Annotated in this window: 16 protein-coding genes; 6 read left to right on the top strand and 10 right to left on the bottom strand. The window is 70.8% G+C overall.

The window, feature by feature from the left end; translation table 11 throughout:
* Nucleotides 1-82 precede the first annotated feature (82 nt).
* From E4P42_RS02335 to E4P42_RS02315, 5 genes are all read left to right on the top strand, one after another.
* Nucleotides 83-796 carry a lytic transglycosylase domain-containing protein gene (locus tag E4P42_RS02335; RefSeq protein WP_135122733.1) on the top strand — a complete coding sequence of 238 codons (714 nt, stop codon included), beginning with the start codon at nucleotides 83-85 and terminating at the stop codon, nucleotides 794-796.
* Nucleotides 797-888: 92 nt separating this feature from the next.
* On the top strand, nucleotides 889-2,178 hold the full coding sequence (gene eno / locus E4P42_RS02330) for a phosphopyruvate hydratase (protein WP_135122732.1): 1,290 nt from the start codon (nucleotides 889-891) through the stop codon (nucleotides 2,176-2,178).
* 3 nt (nucleotides 2,179-2,181) lie between these two features.
* Entirely contained in the window at nucleotides 2,182-2,874 is a 693-nt protein-coding gene (locus E4P42_RS02325) for a septum formation initiator family protein (protein ID WP_135122731.1), read from the top strand.
* Complete coding sequence (locus E4P42_RS02320) at nucleotides 2,867-3,358, top strand: DUF501 domain-containing protein (RefSeq protein ID WP_135122730.1); 492 nt, start codon at nucleotides 2,867-2,869, stop codon at nucleotides 3,356-3,358. The genes E4P42_RS02325 and E4P42_RS02320 overlap by 8 nt, the downstream gene beginning before the upstream one ends.
* Complete coding sequence (locus E4P42_RS02315; RefSeq protein WP_135122729.1) at nucleotides 3,349-4,302, top strand: Ppx/GppA phosphatase family protein; 954 nt, start codon at nucleotides 3,349-3,351, stop codon at nucleotides 4,300-4,302. The genes E4P42_RS02320 and E4P42_RS02315 overlap by 10 nt, the downstream gene beginning before the upstream one ends.
* Before the next feature lie 3 nt (nucleotides 4,303-4,305).
* Here E4P42_RS02315 and E4P42_RS02310 read toward each other — a convergent pair whose 3' ends face one another.
* The 9 genes from E4P42_RS02310 to kdpF all read right to left on the bottom strand — a co-directional run bounded on the left by E4P42_RS02310 (nucleotide 4,306) and on the right by kdpF (nucleotide 15,485).
* The gene (locus E4P42_RS02310; protein ID WP_135122728.1) at nucleotides 4,306-4,788 is read right to left on the bottom strand and encodes a DUF4383 domain-containing protein; all 483 of its coding nucleotides are present in this window, start codon (nucleotides 4,786-4,788) and stop codon (nucleotides 4,306-4,308) included.
* Nucleotides 4,789-4,883: 95 nt separating this feature from the next.
* Nucleotides 4,884-5,378: a DUF4383 domain-containing protein gene (locus tag E4P42_RS02305; RefSeq protein ID WP_135122727.1), complete on the bottom strand. Its 495-nt coding sequence runs from the start codon at nucleotides 5,376-5,378 to the stop codon at nucleotides 4,884-4,886.
* A gap of 59 nt (nucleotides 5,379-5,437) precedes the next feature.
* Complete coding sequence (locus E4P42_RS02300) at nucleotides 5,438-7,312, bottom strand: propionyl-CoA synthetase (protein ID WP_135122726.1); 1,875 nt, start codon at nucleotides 7,310-7,312, stop codon at nucleotides 5,438-5,440.
* A 29-nt stretch (nucleotides 7,313-7,341) separates the two neighbouring features.
* Entirely contained in the window at nucleotides 7,342-8,022 is a 681-nt protein-coding gene (locus E4P42_RS02295) for a response regulator (RefSeq protein ID WP_135122725.1), read from the bottom strand.
* Complete coding sequence (locus E4P42_RS02290) at nucleotides 8,019-10,649, bottom strand: sensor histidine kinase KdpD (protein ID WP_245233864.1); 2,631 nt, start codon at nucleotides 10,647-10,649, stop codon at nucleotides 8,019-8,021. Before E4P42_RS02290 ends, E4P42_RS02295 begins: the two co-directional genes overlap by 4 nt.
* A gap of 61 nt (nucleotides 10,650-10,710) precedes the next feature.
* Entirely contained in the window at nucleotides 10,711-11,565 is an 855-nt protein-coding gene (locus E4P42_RS02285; RefSeq protein WP_135122723.1) for a potassium-transporting ATPase subunit C, read from the bottom strand.
* 2 nt (nucleotides 11,566-11,567) lie between these two features.
* A complete protein-coding gene (kdpB, locus tag E4P42_RS02280; RefSeq protein WP_135122722.1) occupies nucleotides 11,568-13,712 on the bottom strand; it encodes a potassium-transporting ATPase subunit KdpB in 2,145 nt (714 codons plus the stop codon).
* A gap of 1 nt (nucleotide 13,713) precedes the next feature.
* Nucleotides 13,714-15,384 carry a potassium-transporting ATPase subunit KdpA gene (gene kdpA / locus E4P42_RS02275; RefSeq protein ID WP_135122721.1) on the bottom strand — a complete coding sequence of 557 codons (1,671 nt, stop codon included), beginning with the start codon at nucleotides 15,382-15,384 and terminating at the stop codon, nucleotides 13,714-13,716.
* Complete coding sequence (gene kdpF / locus E4P42_RS27315) at nucleotides 15,384-15,485, bottom strand: K(+)-transporting ATPase subunit F (protein WP_245233857.1); 102 nt, start codon at nucleotides 15,483-15,485, stop codon at nucleotides 15,384-15,386. The genes kdpA and kdpF overlap by 1 nt, the downstream gene beginning before the upstream one ends.
* Before the next feature lie 267 nt (nucleotides 15,486-15,752).
* Between kdpF and E4P42_RS02260 the strand changes: the two genes are divergently transcribed.
* A complete protein-coding gene (locus E4P42_RS02260; RefSeq protein ID WP_135122720.1) occupies nucleotides 15,753-16,439 on the top strand; it encodes a decarboxylase in 687 nt (228 codons plus the stop codon).
* Here the strand turns inward: E4P42_RS02260 and E4P42_RS02255 are convergent.
* Entirely contained in the window at nucleotides 16,436-16,843 is a 408-nt protein-coding gene (locus E4P42_RS02255; RefSeq protein ID WP_135122719.1) for a RidA family protein, read from the bottom strand. The two genes, E4P42_RS02260 and E4P42_RS02255, sit on opposite strands and share 4 nt — an antisense overlap.
* Nucleotides 16,844-17,031: the final 188 nt, after the last annotated feature.

Genomic DNA, 17,031 nt, shown 5'->3' with positions numbered 1-17,031 from the left:
GACTCGGACGTCGGCCCCGCAAAGCGCGACCAGCGCTGTCGGCCGTCCCGCTCCGGGTGCGGAACCGCTCAGAAGGCGCGGCGTGAAGGTCGCGGCGGTCGTGCTCGCCACGGTGCTGCTCCTCGCGTCGAGCTGCTCGTGGCAGGTCGGCACCCCCATCCCGGAAGGCGTGCCGCCGCCGACCGGTGACCCGGTGCCCGCCGTCGACACCTACGCCAAGGGGCGCGGCGCCGACGCGCTGCACGAGTGGGCCGCGGAGCGGGCGCCGCAGCTCGGCATCCCGGTGACCGCGCTGGAGGCCTACGCCTATGCCGCCCGGGTCGCCGAGGTCGAGAACCCGGACTGCCATCTGACGTGGACGACGCTGGCCGGGATCGGCATGGTCGAGAGCCACCACGGCGAGTACCGCGGGGCGATGGTCGCCACCACCGGTGAGGTGACGCCGCCGATCCGCGGCATGCGGCTGGACGGGTCGAGCGGCAACCTCAAGATCACCGACACCGACGCGGGCGAGATGGACGGCGACGCGGAGCTCGACCGCGCGATGGGTCCGATGCAGTTCATCCCGGAGACCTGGCGGCTCTACGGCGTGGACGCCAACGGGGACGGCAAGGTCAACCCGGACAACATCGACGACGCGGCGCTGTCGGCCGCCGGATACCTCTGCTATGCGGGGAAGGATCTGTCCACGCCGCGGGGCTGGATGAACGCGCTGCGGGCCTACAACTACTCCGAGCAGTACGCCCGCACCGTGCGGGACTGGGCGACCGCGTACGCCGAAGGCCGCTCGCTGTAGTGACGCCTCCGGGTGGCGCCGTCGCAGGCCGCAGCATCTAGGCTGATGGGCGCATCGCGAAACCGGACCACCAGGACACAAGGAGAACGCCCGTGCCCATCATCGAGCAGGTCGGAGCCCGCGAAATCCTCGACTCCCGCGGCAACCCGACGGTCGAGGTCGAGATGGCCCTGACCGACGGCACCTTCGCCCGGGCGGCCGTGCCCTCGGGCGCCTCGACCGGTGAGCACGAGGCCGTGGAGTTGCGCGACGGCGGGCCCCGCTACGGCGGCAAGGGCGTCGACCAGGCCGTGCAGGCCGTGCTCGACGAGATCGCCCCGGCGGTCATCGGGATGAGCGCCGACGACCAGCGGCTGATCGACCAGGCGCTGCTCGACCTCGACGGCACCCCGGACAAGTCGCGGCTGGGCGCCAACGCGATCCTCGGTGTCTCGCTGGCCGTGTCCAAGGCCGCCGCCGAGTCGGCGGGTCTGCCGCTGTTCCGCTACATCGGCGGGCCGAACGCGCACATCCTGCCCGTCCCGATGATGAACATCCTCAACGGCGGCGCCCACGCCGACACCGGCGTCGACGTCCAGGAGTTCATGGTCGCCCCGATCGGCGCGCCGTCGTTCAAGGAGGCGCTGCGCTGGGGCGCCGAGGTGTACCACTCGCTGAAGGCGGTGCTCAAGAAGCAGGGCCTGGCCACCGGGCTCGGCGACGAGGGCGGGTTCGCCCCCGACGTCGCGGGCACCACCGCGGCGCTCGACCTGATCGCCTCGGCGGTCGAGGCGGCCGGCTTCACGCTCGGCAGCGACGTGACGCTGGCGCTCGACGTGGCGGCCACCGAGTTCTACACCGACGGAACGGGTTACAGCTTCGAGAAGCAGACCCGCACCGCCGAGCAGATGGCCGAGTTCTACGCCGGCCTGCTCGACGCCTACCCGCTGGTGTCGATCGAGGATCCGCTGTCCGAGGACGACTGGGACGGCTGGGTCGCGCTGACCAACCTGATCGGTGACCGGGTGCAGCTCGTCGGCGACGACCTGTTCGTCACCAACCCCGAGCGCCTCGAAGAGGGCATCGAGCGCGGGGCGGCGAACGCGCTGCTGGTGAAGGTCAACCAGATCGGCACGCTCACCGAGACCCTCGACGCCGTCGCGCTGGCCCACAACAGCGGCTACCGCACGATGATGAGCCACCGCAGCGGTGAGACCGAGGACACCACGATCGCCGATCTGGCCGTCGCGGTCGGCAGCGGTCAGATCAAGACCGGTGCACCGGCGCGCAGCGAACGGGTCGCCAAGTACAACCAGCTGCTGCGTATCGAGGAGACCCTCGGCGACGCCGCCCGCTACGCCGGTGACCTGGCCTTCCCGCGTTTTGCGGTGGAGACCAAATAGCTCGTGCCCGAATCGAAGCGGCCCGATCCCAAGCGCCGGTCCCCGGCCTCCCGTCCAGGGCGGCCCGGCGGCGCGGGACGGGGCCGCCCGAAGGGCACGTCGGCGCCGCGCCGCGAGCCGCGGGCCATCGAGGCGCGGCCGGCTCCCGAGCAGGAGCCGGCCGAGTCCGAGTCCGTCGGCCGGGCGATCGCGCACCGCGCCGAGCGGATCGCCGAGGAACAGTCCGAACAGCGGTTCGGCTCGGCGGCCCGGCGTGCGGCGATCCTCGCCGCGGTGGTGTGCGTGCTGACGCTGACCATCGCCGGACCGGTGCGCACGTACTTCGCGCAGCGCACCGAGATGAAGCAGCTCAAGGCCACCGAGGAACAGTTGCGCGCGCAGATCGCCGAGCTCGAACAGCAGAAGGTGAAGTTGGCCGACCCGGCGTTCATCGCCGCGCAGGCCCGCGAACGGCTCGGATTCGTCAAACCCGGCGACATCCCGTATCAAGTGCAGCTGCCGCCGGGGGCGGTGACGCCCGGCGGCCCCGAGGCGCAGCCGGAGACCGCGCCGTCCGGCGACCCCTGGTACACGTCGCTGTGGCATACCATTGCCGATGAGCCGCATGGCATTTCGCCGACCATCGCACCGGGCGTGCCGCCGGGGCCGCCGCCTGCGCCCGGTCCGCCACCACCGGTCCCGCCGCCCGGTGGTTGACCCCGCCGATCTGGACGCCGTCGCACGGCAGCTGGGCCGTGAGCCCCGCGGTGTCCTGGAGATCGCCTACCGCTGCCCGAACGGGGAACCCGGCGTCGTCAAGACCGCCCCGCGACTGCCCGACGGCACCCCGTTCCCGACGCTGTACTACCTCACCCACCCGGCGCTGACGGCGGCCGCCAGCCGGCTGGAATCCTCGGGGCTGATGCGGGAGATGACCGAGCGGCTCGGGCAGGACCCGGACCTCGCCGCGGCCTACCGGCGCGCGCACGAGTCCTTCCTCGCCGAGCGCGACGCGATCGAGCCACTGGGGACCACGTTCTCCGGCGGCGGGATGCCCGACCGGGTCAAGTGCCTGCACGTGGTGATCGCGCACGCGCTGGCGAAGGGGCCCGGCGTCAACCCGTTCGGCGACGAGGCGTTGGCGATCCTGGCGGCCGAACCGGGTATGCAGGGCATCGTGGACAAGGAGACATGGACGTGACCAGGGTGGCGGCGGTGGACTGCGGCACCAATTCGATCCGGCTGCTGATCGCCGACCTCGCCGACGGCGGGCTGACCGACGTGCACCGCGAGATGCGCATCGTGCGGCTCGGTCAGGGCGTGGACGCCACCGGGGAGTTCGCCCCGGATGCGTTGGCCCGCACCAGGGCGGCGCTGAGCGACTACGCGCAGCTGATGGCCAGCCACGGCGTGACCAGGGTGCGGATGGTGGCCACGTCGGCGGCCCGGGACGTGGCCAATCGCGACGACTTCTTCGCGATGACGGCCGAGGTGCTCGGCGCGGTGGTCGACGGCGCGGCCGCGGAGGTGATCACCGGGACCGAGGAGGCGGCGCTGTCGTTCCGCGGCGCGGTGACCGGCCTCGACCCGGCGCAGGGGCCGTTCGTGGTGGTCGACCTCGGTGGCGGCTCGACCGAGGTGGTGGTCGGGGACAGCGCGGAAGCCGGTGTCCGGGCGAGCTTCTCGGCCGACATCGGCTGCGTCCGGCTGACCGAGCGGTGCCTGCACTCCGACCCGCCGACCGACGACGAGGTCGCCGACGCGCGTACGGTCATCCGCGCCGCGCTCGCCGAGGCGCTCACCGAGGTGCCGGTCACCGGGGTGCGCACGTGGGTCGGCGTGGCCGGCACCATGACCACGATCGCGGCGCTGGCCCATCAGATGACCACCTACGACTCCGATGCCATCCACCTGAGCCGCACGGGATTCCGTGCCCTACTGCAGGTGTGCGACGACCTGATCGCGATGACCCGTCAGCAGCGCGCCGCGCTGGGCCCGATGCACGAGGGCCGTGTCGACGTGATCGGCGGCGGCGCGATCATCGTCGAGGAGCTGGCCCGCGAATTAGGGGAGCGGGCGGGCATCGACGAGCTGGTGGTCAGCGAGCACGACATCCTCGACGGCATCGCGCTGTCGCTGGCCTGACGGTCAGGCGCGGGATCGCGAGCCCGCCCGGGCGCGGTTCCGCGCGCGGTTGCGCGGCTTGGTCGGGTCGTGCTGGGCGGCCAGCGTGAGGGCCAGCAACACCATCACGATGCCGAGCCCGAGGTGCAGCCAGCTGTCGGCGCGGTTGAGCGGGAACAGTTCGGCGATGCCGCTGTGCGGGGCGGCCAGCCGGTAGAACCACAGACCCAGCAGCGCGATCCCGCCGGCCAGAAAGTATGCCCGGGAGGCGGCGTAGGTGCGGGCGCACGCCAGCCCCGCGACGCCGAGCACGAGGTGAACGACGTTGTGCACACCGGAGATTCCGAAGATGCCGAGCAGCTCGGCGTCCGAGGCCTGCCCGGCCCACTGCAGTGCGTGGTGATCGGCGGTGATGCCGGGGATGAAACCGAGAACGCCGACCAGCAGGTAGCCGGCGCCCAGGATCAACGCGGCGCCCTGGACGGCCATCAACGGTCGCTTCGCCATCTTCGCCTCCCTCGCCGCCCGATATTGACGGAACTGCAGTCAGGCGTACCCGGGCGGCGGGCCGGTTAACCGGCCCGCCGCTATGGGTGAGCGGATCAGCGGGCCGACGGTGGGGCGGTGCGGCCCGCCGTGTGTGCGGTGTCGCGGCGGCTCAGTGCGAGTCCGAGCGCGATCATGCCGACGCCCAGTGCCAGGTGCAGCCAGTTGTCGGCCATGTTGACGGGAACGAAGTTCGCGCCGCTGTGGTGGTCGATCACCAGGCCGTACAGGAACAGCACCAGGTAGATGACCCCACCGCCGATCAGGTAGAGCCGCGCACTGTTCCAGGTGCGGGCCATGGCCAGCCCGGCGACGCCGAACAGCAAATGCACGATGTTGTGCAGGATCGACACATTGAAGATGCCGAGCAGCATGGCCTCGCTGTGGTGGCTCGCGAACGTCATGGTGTCGTAGTTCGTGGTGATGCCGGGGATGAAACCCATGATGCCCACGAGCAGGAAGACGATGCCGACGGCAGCGGCGGCTTTCTGCACGGCAGTGGTGAACCGGCCCTTCGTCGGGACGGCCCAGGAGGATTCGTTCGTTGACATGGCAGCCCTTTCCTCGGGTGGAACCGCACAATTACCCGGCAACGGACCGCGCAAACAGATCAGCCGCCGGAACGCAGCACCGGGTGCAGGGCGTCGAGCACGGCGGGATCCTCGATGGTCGAGGGCAGCGGCTCGTCGCGGCCGTCGGCGATGCCGCGCATCGTCTTGCGCAGGATCTTCCCCGAACGGGTCTTGGGCAGCGCCGCGACCACGTCGACCTGCCGCAGGCACGCCACGGCGCCGATGGTGTCGCGCACCGCGGCGACCAGGTCGGCTTCCAGCCCGTCGCCCGACGCGCCGGCCTTGAGGACGACGAATCCGCGCGGCACCTGACCGCGGACGTCGTCGGCCACGCCGATGACCGCGCACTCGGCCACCGCCGGGTGGGCGGCCAGCACGGCCTCGATGGACCCGGTGGACAGCCGGTGGCCGGCGACGTTGATGACGTCGTCGGTGCGGCCCATCACGAACAGGTAGCCGTCCTCGTCGAGGTAGCCGCCGTCGCCGGTGAGGTAGTGGCCCGGGAACGCCGACAGGTAGGACGCGACGTAGCGGTCGTCGTCGCCCCACAGAGTGGGCAGGGTGCCCGGCGGCAGCGGGAGCCGCACGCAGATCGCGCCCTCTTCGCCGGCGTCGCACGCGGTGCCGTCGGGGCGCAGGATGCGCACGTCGTAGCCGGGCATGGGCACGGTCGCCGACCCGGGTTTGACCGGCATGGGTTCGACACCCATCGGGTCGGCGGCGATCGCCCAGCCGGTCTCGGTCTGCCACCAGTGGTCGATCACCGGGATGCCGAGCTTCTCCGACGCCCAGGCGTAGGTGCCGGGGTCGAGTCGCTCGCCGGCCTGGAACAGGTAGACCAGCGCCGAGAGGTCGTGGCGGCCGATGTGCTCGCCGTTGGGGTCCTCCTTCTTGATCGCGCGTACGGCGGTGGGGGCGGTGAACAGCGCCTTGACCTTGTGCTCCGCGGCCACCCGCCAGAACGCGCCGGCATCCGGGGTGCCGACGGGTTTGCCTTCGTAGAGCACGGTGGTAGCGCCGAGAAGCAGTGGCGCATAGACGATATAGGAGTGGCCGACCACCCAGCCCACGTCCGAGGCGGCCCAGTACACGTCGCCGGGATGGGTGTCGTAGACGTGGCGCATGCTCCACAGCAGCGCGACGGCGTGACCGCCGTTGTCGCGGACGATGCCCTTGGGCTTACCGGTGGTGCCGGAGGTGTAGAGGACATACAGCGGGTCCGTGGCGGCCACGGGCACCGGGTCGACGGGCTGCGCGGTGTCCATGAGCTCGGCCCAGTCGTGGTCGCGGCCGTCGACCAGCCCGCACGGGTGCTGTTCGCGCTGCAGGATGACACACGCCGCGGGCGTGTGCTGCGCCATGTCGAGCGCCGCGTCGAGCATCGGCTTGTACTCGACGGTGCGGGTCGGTTCGATGCCGCACGACGCGGACACCACCACCGTCGGGCGGGCGTCGTCGATGCGGGCGGCGAGCTCGTGGGCGGCGAATCCGCCGAACACCACCGAGTGCACCGCACCCAGGCGGGCGCAGGCCAGCATCGCGATCAGCGCCTCAGGCACCATCGGCAGGTAGATCACCACCCGGTCGCCCTTGGCGACGCCGAGGCCGCGCAGCACCCCGGCGAAGCGGGCGGTCAGGTCGAGCAGGTCGCGGTAGGTGTAGGTGCGCTGGGTGCCGGTGACGGGGGAGTCGTAGATCAGCGCGGCCTGATCGCCACGCTCGGAGATGTGGCGGTCGAGCGCGTTCGCGCAAGTGTTGAGTTCCCCGTCGGGGAACCACCGGTAGAACGGCGGGTTGGTGTCGTCGAGGATGCGGGTGGGCTCCCGCGTCCAGGTGACCGCCCTGGCGGCTTCGCCCCAAAACGCCGACGGGTCTTCGATACTGGCGTCGAACAACGCGCGGTAGCCACCCATACCGGAAGGCTAGTCCCGTCCCCGCGCGTTCACTGCTGGAATCGGTAGCCCATTCCCGCCTCGGTCAGCAGGTGCACCGGATGCGACGGGTCGTTCTCGAGTTTGCGCCGCAGCTGCGCCAGATACACCCGCAGGTAGTGCGTTTCCTTCGCATAGGCGGGGCCCCACACCTCGCGCAGCAGCTCCTCGCGACCGACCAGTTTGCCGCGGTGGCGCACCAGCATCTCGAGCATGCCCCACTCGGTGGGCGTGAGGTGCACCTCGGCGCCGTTCTTGGTGACCTTCTTGGCGGCCAGGTCGACGGTGAACGACGCCGTCTCGACCACCGGCTCGTCACCGTCGGACGCGGTGGTCGCGCGGCGCACAGCAGCCCGCAGCCGGGCCAGGAACTCGTCCATGCCAAAGGGTTTGGTGACGTAGTCGTCGGCGCCGGCGTCGAGCGCCTCCACCTTGTCGGCGGAGTCGGTGCGCGCGGACAGCACGATCACCGGCGCCGACAGCCAGCCCCGCAGCCCGGCCAGCACCTCGATGCCGGACATGTCGGGCAGGCCGAGGTCCAGCACGATGACGTCGGGCTTGTGGTCGGCGGCCTCGCGCAGCGCGTCGGCCCCGGTGGCGGCGGTGGTCACCTCGTAGCCACGCACCGACAGGTTGATGCGCAGCGCCCGCAGGATCTGCGGTTCGTCGTCGATGACGAGCACCCTCGTCACGCGCCGTCCCCCCGTTCCCCTTGGCGATTTCGGCGTGGTTCGTCGCGCTCAGCGCTACCGACCACGCCGAAATCGCCCGCGGGAGGGGCCGCCAGGTCGATCTCCACGGTCAGCCCGCCGCCGGGGGTGTCGCCGACGGTCACCGTCCCGCCCATCGCCTCGACGAACCCGCGCGCGACCGACAACCCCAGCCCGACACCGGTGCTGGTGTCCTGGTCGCCGAGCCGCTGGAACGCCCCGAACATCTGCTCCTCAGCGCCCCGGGGGATGCCGGGACCCTCGTCGACGACGGCGATGAGCACCCGCGCACCGACCCGGCCCGCGGTCACCCGCACCGGCCCGTCCGGCGCGTAGCGCAGCGCGTTGTCGATGAGGTTGGCCAGCACGCGTTCGAGCAGCCCGGCGTCGGCGAGCACCACGCCGTCGTCGACGTCGACCTTGACCCGGTCGACACCCGGCCGGCCGAAACCCGTCGCGCCCGTGCTGATCCCGAGCAGTGCGCGCTGCACGGTCTCCTCGAGGTAGACGCGGCGCAGCTCGGGCCGCACCACGCCCGCGGCCAGCCGCGACGAGTCGAGCAGGTTGCCGACCAGCGCGGTCAGCTGGTCGGTCGACTCCTCGATGGTGGCCAGCAGTTCGGCGGTGTCCTCGGCGGAGAAGTCGACGTCGTCGCTGCGCAGGCTCGACGCGGCGGCCTTGGCGGCGGCCAACGGGGTGCGCAGGTCGTGGCTGACCGCCGAGAGCAGTGAGCGGCGCAGTGCATCGGCCTGGGCGATGGCCTCGGCCTTCCCCGCCTCCTCGGTGAGCTCGCGCTGTTTGACCAGACCGGCGGCCTGCCGGGCGACGGCCGCGAGCACGCGACGGTCCCGCGCGGGCAGGGTGCGGCCGGCCAGCAGCAGCCAGAACTCGTCGTCGCCGACCTCGATCGCGGTGTCGGCGGAGTCGACGTCCACACACGGCTGCGTGCCGACGCAGCCGACCACGCCGACCCCCTCGCGCAACAGGCTGACCGCCCGCTGCGAATAGGCCTCCCGGACCCGCTCCAGCAGCATGTCCAGGTCGACACCGCGCAGCACCGATCCCGCGAACAGCGTCAGCAGCTCGGCCTCCTGCGCGGCCCGCCGCGCCTCCCTGGCCCGGCCGGCGGCGCCGTCGACCAGTGCAGCCACCGCCACGGCCACCGCGAGCAGCACGACGATCGTGATCGCGCTGTCCGGTTCGGAGATTGTGAACGTGTGCCTCGGGGTGATCAGGAAGTAGTTGAGCAGCAGGCCCGACAGCACCGCCGACAGCGCGGCCGGCGCGACCCCGCCGAGCAGCGCCACCACCAGCACCCCGACGAAGAACAGCGCGCTCTCCCCGCCGACGCCGAGCACCGGGTCCAGCAGCACCGCCACTGCGCAGATGACGCTCGGCACGATCAGCGCGGCCAGCCAGGAGGCGGCGTGCCGCTGCCGCGGGGTGGGGCGCCACCACGATGACCCGCCGCCGGCCTCCTCGTGGGTGACCATGTGGACGTCGATCTTCCCGGACTGCTGCACCACCGAGGCGCCGATGCCCTCCTCGAAGATCCGCGCCCAGCGTGACCGCCGCGAGGTGCCCAGCACCAGCTGGGTGGCGTTGCGCTCCCGGGCGAAGTCGAGCAGCGCGGCGGGCACCCCACCCGCGCTGTCGCCGACGACGGTGTGCAGGGTGGCGCCCAGGCTGGCGGCCAGTTCGCGCACCCGGCTCATCTGCGGCGCCGACACCCCGGACAGCCCGTCGCCGCGCACCACGTGCACGACCAGCAGGTCGGCGCTGGACTTCGACGCGATGCGCGACGCCCGGCGCACCAGGGTCTCGGATTCCGGCCCGCCGGTCACGGCGACGACGACGCGCTCGCGGGCCTCCCAGGTGTCGGTGATCCGGTTGTCGGCGCGGTATTTCGCCAGTGCGGCGTCGACCTGGTCGGCCAGCCACAGCAGCGCCAGTTCCCGAAGGGCGGTGAGGTTCCCGCGCCGGAAGTAGTTGCTCAGCGCCGCATCGATGCGCTCGGGAGCGTACACGTTGCCGTGCGACAGTCTGCGCCGCAACGCTTCCGGGGTGATGTCCACCAGCTCGACCTGATCGGCGGCGCGCACCACGTCGTCGGGCACCTTCTCCTGCTGCTCGATGCCGGTGATCTGGGTGACGACGTCGTTGAGGCTTTCCAGGTGCTGCACGTTGACCGTGGAGATCACCGTGATGCCCGCCTCGAGCAGTTCCTCGATGTCCTGCCAGCGCTTCGCGTTCCGGCTGCCGGGGGTGTTGGTGTGGGCGAGCTCGTCGACGAGCACGACCTGCGGGCGCCGCGCCAGCACGGCGTCGACATCGAGTTCGGGGAAGCGGGTGCCGCGGTAGGTGACGTAGCGGGGCGGGATGATTTCGATGCCGTCGAGCAGGTCGGCGGTCTTGGCGCGGCCGTGGGTCTCGACCACGCCGGCCACCAAGTCGGTGCCGCGTTCCAGCCGGCGGTGTGCTTCGCCGAGCATCGCGTAGGTCTTGCCGACCCCGGGGGCCGCGCCGAGATAGATGCGCAGCTCCCCGCGCTTCGGGCCGGTCCTCGCTGTCACGTGTCCATCATCCACGCGGATCCTCCTCGCCGAGATCCACACCAGGGTCGTGGATCGGCCGCGCTCGCGACCGTGGTGTCGATCTCGCGCATGGCTGCTAGCGACCGTCCAACGCGGCGTTGAGCTCGAGCACGTTGACCCGCGGTTCGCCGAGGAAGCCCAGGATGCGGCCGTCGGTGTGGGCCGCCACGAGCGAGCGGACGTGCTCGGGGCTCATTCCACGCGCGGCGGCGACCCGGTCGATCTGCAGATCGGCGTAGGCGGGGGAGATGTGCGGGTCCAGGCCGCTGCCGCTGGCGGTGACCGCGTCGGCGGGCACCTGCGGCTGCGCCGACCCGCGGATCGGCACGAGCTGCCCCACGCGGTTGTCCTCGCCGGCGGCGGCGCACTCCACCCGGACGCCCCGGTAGGTGTCCAGGAACGGACGCGGGGTGGTGGCGCACGGTTCGTTGACGCTCACCACGCGGGTCGGGTTGGTGACGGACCCGGTGGCGTCGCGCGGGCCCAGCACCGACAGCACCGCGCCCACCCCGCCGCCGGTGCAGAACGGCCGGGCCCCGTTGACCCCCTCGCGCGCGCCGATCTCCCGGCTGCGCGTGCACACGTCGGTGAGCAGGCCCGTGCGGTCCGGGGTGTCGACGACGTCCTCGGGGCCGAGGTTGCTCGCGCCGGTGGACAGCGGGTCGTAGCCTGAGCCGGCTGCGGACGGGCGTCCTTGGAAGTACTGCGGCAGCGGATTGCCGTCGGCGTCGGTGTAGAGCTGGCCGATCAGGCTGCTGCCGACGATCTTTCCGTCGGCCTCGAGGAGCGAGCCATCGGCATGCGAGCGCAGGCCGGGTAGCTGAGCGACCAGCCAGATCAGGGCGGGGTAGGCCAGGCCGAGGACGACGGTGAGGATCAGCAGCGCGCGCAGCGCGGCGGTGTGCTGGCGGACGACTGCGGTGAAGGTCATGGTCACATTCCGGGGAGGAGTCGGACGACGAGGTCGATCAGCTTGATGCCGATGAACGGGGCGATGATGCCGCCGAGCCCGTATACGGACAGGTTGCGGCTCAACAACTTCGACGCGCCGGCCGGCGTGTAGCGCACCCCGCGCAGCGCCAGCGGGATCAGCGCGACGATGACGACGGCGTTGAAGATCACCGCGGACAGGATCGCCGACTGGGGGCTGTGCAGTCGCATGATGTTGAGCAGGTCCAGGCCGGGGAACAGGCCGACGAACAGCGCCGGGATGATCGCGAAGTACTTGGCGATGTCGTTGGCGATCGAGAACGTGGTCAGCGCGCCGCGGGTGATGAGCAGCTGCTTGCCGATCTCGACGATCTCGATGAGCTTCGTCGGGTCGGAGTCCAGGTCGACCATGTTGCCGGCCTCTTTGGCGGCGGTGGTGCCGCTGTTCATCGCGACGCCGACGTCGGCCTGGGCGAGCGCGGGCGCGTCGTTGGTGCCGTCACCGGTCATCGCGACCAGCCGGCCGCCGGCCTGTTCGGTGCGGATCAGCGCCATCTTGTCCTCGGGCGTGGCCTCGGCGAGGAAGTCGTCGACGCCGGCCTCGTCGGCGATTGCTCTGGCCGTCAACGGATTGTCCCCGGTGATCATGACCGTGCGGATCCCCATCCGGCGCATCTCGTCGAACCGCTCGCGCATCCCGGCCTTGACGACGTCCTTGAGGTGGATGACGCCGAGCACGGTGGCGGTGCCGTTGCGGATCTCACCGACGGCCAGCGGGGTGCCGCCGGCGCCCGAGATGCCGTCGACCACCGCGCCGAGCTCGTCGGGCACCGTGCCGCCCTCGCTGCGGATCCACGCGGCGACCGCACTCGCCGCACCCTTGCGCAGCAGGTGTCCGTCGGGCAGGTCGACACCGGACATCCTTGTGGTGGCGGTGAATTCGACCCACCGGGCGTGTTCGAGTTCGCCGGGGGTGCGGGCGCGCAGACCGTACTGCTGTGTGGCGAACACGACGATCGAGCGGCCCTCGGGAGTCTCGTCGGCCAGGCTGGACAGCTGCGCGGCGTCGGCGAGCTGCGCGTCGCTGACACCGGTGAGCGGCACGAACGCCGCGGCCTGCCGGTTGCCCAGGGTGATGGTGCCGGTCTTGTCGAGCAGCAGGGTGTTGACGTCGCCGGCGGCCTCCACCGCCCGGCCGGACATGGCCAGCACGTTGCGTTGCACCAGGCGGTCCATGCCGGCGATGCCGATGGCGGAAAGCAGCGCGCCGATGGTGGTCGGGATGAGGCAGACCAGCAGCGCGACCAGCACGATGCCGGTGATGCCGTTGTCGTCGAGAGCCAAGGTGTCCGCGACGCCGGGGTTGTTCGCCTTGGAGTAGATGGCCAGTGGCTGCAGGGTGACGACCGCGAAGACGAAAATGATGGTCAGGCTCGACAGCAGGATGTTGAGCGCGATCTCGTTCGGCGTCTTCTGCCGGTTGGCGCCCTCGACCAGCGCGATCATCCGGTCGATGAAGCTCTCGCCGGGCTTCTGGGTGATCCTGACGATGATGCGGTCACTCAAGACGGTGGTGCCGCCGGTGACGGCTGACCGGTCGCCGCCGGATTCCCGGATCACCGGGGCGGATTCGCCGGTGATCGCCGATTCGTCCACCGAGGCAATGCCTTCGGTGACGTCACCGTCACCGGGGATCACCTCACCGGCTTCGACGATCACCAGGTCGCCCTGCTGCAGCAGCGGCGCGGCGACGGCCTCCTCGCGGATCGGCCCGCCGGGCGTCCAGTCCACGAGGCGGCGGGCCATCGTGGAGGTCTTGGTCTTGCGCAGCGATTCGGCCTGGGCCTTGCCCCGGCCCTCGGCGACGGCCTCGGCGAGATTGGCGAACACCACGGTCAGCCACAGCCACGCCACGATCAGCCAGCCGAACCAGCTCGGATCGATCACGGCGAGCACGCTGCTCCAGACGGCGCCGACTTCGACGATCAGCATCACGGGGTTGCGCCACAGCGTGCGCGGGTCGAGTTTACGCAGCGCGTCGGGCAGCGAGCGCCACAGCATCTCCTGGTCGAGCAGCCCGCCCTGCATCCGTTTCGGCGCAGTCTTTTTGGCGCGTTCCGTGCGCTCTTCGACGGCGGTCAGTGTCATGTCAGTGGAGTCCTTCGGCGAGCGGGCCCAACGCCAGCATGGGCAGGAAGGTGAGGGCGACGAGTACGAGGGTCACGCCGGCGACCATGCCGACGAACTGCGGCCGGTGCGTCGGCAGCGTGCCGACGGATTCCGGTGTCCTGTGCTGGCGGGCAAAGGATCCGGCCAGCGCGAGCACCAGGATGATCGGCAGGAACCGCCCGAACAGCATCGCCAGACCCAGGGCGGTGTTGTACCACTCGGTGTTGACCGAGATGCCGGCGAATGCGGAGCCGTTGTTGTTGCCGGCCGAGGTGAACGCGTAGAGCACCTCGGACAGGCCGTGCGGACCGTCGTTGAGCATGCCGTCCCGCTGGCCCGGCAGGGCCATGGCGATGGCGGTGCCGGTCAGCACGATCAGCGGGGTCACCAGGAAATAGGTTGCGGCCAGCTTGATCTCGCGCGGGGTGATCTTCTTGCCGAGGTATTCGGGGGTGCGGCCCACCATCAGCCCGGCGACGAACACCGTGATGATCGCCAGGATCAGCATGCCGTAGAGGCCGGAGCCGACCCCGCCGGGTGCAACCTCGCCGAGCTGCATGTTGAACAGCGTGACCAGGCCGCCGAGGCTGGTGTAGGAATCGTGGAACGAATTGACCGCCCCGGTGGACGTCAGCGTGGTGGCCGCCGCGAACACCGCGGAATTGGCCACCCCGAAGCGCTGTTCGACGCCTTCGAGCGCGGCGCCGGCGGCGGTGGGGACGGTGCCGTGGGCCTGCAACTGGAACAGCATCATCGCGCTGACGCTGAGCGTCGCGATGACGCCCATGACGGCGGTGATCGCGTAGCCCTGCTTCGGGCTGCCGACCATGCGGCCGAAGGTGCGCGGCAGGGAGAACGGGATCAGCAGGATGAGGAAGATCTCGAACCAGTTGGACAGCGCGTTCGGGTTCTCGAACGGGTGCGCGGAGTTGACGTTGTAGAAACCACCGCCGTTGGTGCCGAGCTCCTTGATGACCTCCTGGCTGGCGACCGGCCCGCCGGGGATGGTCTGCTGCCCGCCGGACAGGGTGGTGACCACCTGATCGTGCAGTGCGAAGTTCTGCACCACCCCGGTGGCGACCAGCACGAGGGCGCCGATCATGCTCAGCGGCAACAGGACTCGCACGACGCCGCGGACCAGGTCGACCCAGAAGTTGCCGAGGTCGCCGGTGGTGCGCCGGGCCAGGCCACGCACGAACGCCATCGCGACGGCCATGCCGACGGCGGCGGAGACGAAGTTCTGCACGGCCAGCCCGGCCATCTGCACCAGGTGGCCCTGAGTGGACTCCCCGGAGTAGGCCTGCCAGTTGGTGTTGGTCACGAAGCTGACGGCGGTGTTCCAGGCCAGCGCCGGGGTGATCTCGGTGGCCGGGTCGGCCAGGTGCAGCGGCAGTCTGCCCTGCACCAGTTGGAAGACGAACAGGAACAGCACGCTGACGGCGGAGAACGCGAGCACGCTGCGCGCGTAGGCGCCCCATGTCTGTTCGGCGGCCGGGTCGGCGCCGATGACGCGGTAGAGCGCGCGTTCGCCGCGCAGGTGCTTCTCCGACGCGTACACCCGGTACATGTGGTCGCCGAGCGGGACGTGCACCGCGGCGAGCGCGACGACGAGGCTGAGCAGGAACAGGATGCCGGCGGTGGTGGACGTCATCAGAACCGCTCCGGGAACAGCAGCGTGACGAACAGGAACACTGCGATGGCGACCGCGAGCGCCAGGCCGATGATGTTCTGGCTCATAGTCGCTCGACCCACTTCTGCACCAGGCCGAGCAGCGCGAAGATCGCGACCGTCAGCGCGATGTAGACGACAACAGACAATTCCGTCTCCCGGTCTTTACGGCCACCGGCTCTCGGCGGCCGTCGACCAGCATCGACGCAGTTCAGCGCGGTTTCGCTGGTCTTGACGGTTTCTTGACGGGCGCGCGGCGGACCTTTACGGGTTCGATGCGCGGCGGTGTTCCCGGCAGGGTCTCAGCGCATCATCAGGGTGGTCGGAGGTCGCGGCTTCACGATCAGTGCCATGACTCGCTTGCGCCGGACCTCCACCACGCCGCCCCGCTATGCCGTGTGCCGCCGCGCGTTGCGCGGCACACCGTTGCAGGTGCCCGCCGAACTGCTCACCACCGCGGCGGTCGCCGACTGGGTGCGCCGACGAGGGTTGGGCGTCGATGTGTCGAGTGCCGAGGAGCTCGAGCTGGCGCTGACGGCGGGCCTGCACCCCGAGCGGGTTGCGGCCCAGTGCCCGGACGCGGCGGCCGTGCACGCGGCGATCGGTGCGGGCGTCGGGCGGTTCGTAGTCGGCAGCTATGCCGAGGTGCTGCTGCTGGCCGCGCGGCGCTCACCGACGCCGCGGGTGCTGATCGATGTCACCGACGAGTCCGGCGACCGGCTGGCGGCGTCGGTGACCTCGACGCTGCGGTTCGACGTGGTCGGGCTGCGGTACCGCATCGAGAGCGACGACGCCGAGGCCGCCGACGCGGTGCGCGGGATGATCGAGAAGATGGCGCGGCTGCGCCGGGAGCGCGGGATCATCCTGACCCGGGCGTGCCTGACCGGGTACGGCCGCGGCGGTGCGGAATCGGCGGAGCTGCGGCAGGGGGTGCACCGGCTGCAATTGACCGTTGAGGAGGCGTGCGCGCGGCTGCGGTATCCGCGGCCGGCGCTGGTGCTGTCGCTGCATGCCGCGGCGCTGGTCGGCTCAGACTAGGCCAGAACCGCTGTCGCCTCGACCTCGACGAGCAGGTCGGGTTCGGCGAGGGTGGCGACGCCGATGCCGGTCAGGGGAGGCAGCGCGGTGATGCCGAGCCTGGCCGATGCGCGGGCGACGCCGTCGACGAACTGGCCCATCTTGTCGGGCGTCCAGTCGACGAGGTAGACGGTCAGCTTGGCGACATCGTCAAAGGTGGCGCCGACGGCGGCCAGCGCGGTGCCGATGTTGAGGTAGCACTGTTCGACCTGGGTGGCGAGGTCACCCTCGCCGACCTTGGCGCCGTCCGGGTCGCGAGCGACCTGGCCGGCGATGAACACGAGCTTGGAGCCGGTGGCCACCGCGACCTGGCGGTAGACGTCGACGGCGGGCAGGCCGGGCGGGTTGATCAGTTCGATGGGCATACTCCGGGCAACGGTGCGGGGGAGCGCTGTATGCCCCCAACCCGGGCGGCCGCGCTGTTGGTGGGCCATGCAATAAGGTCTGACCTGCGAGAGCCCCCATAGCCCAATTGGCAGAGGCAGCGGACTTAAAATCCTCTGAACTGGACGTTTGTTGTGTTTGCTGGCTCGGGTCGTCACTGGGAATGGTG

The organism is Mycobacterium sp. PS03-16 (assembly GCF_004570325.1).
GTDB lineage: Bacteria > Actinomycetota > Actinomycetes > Mycobacteriales > Mycobacteriaceae > Mycobacterium.
Note: the sequence above shows the minus strand (reverse complement) of the source record. Positions and strands in the feature narration are given on the sequence as shown.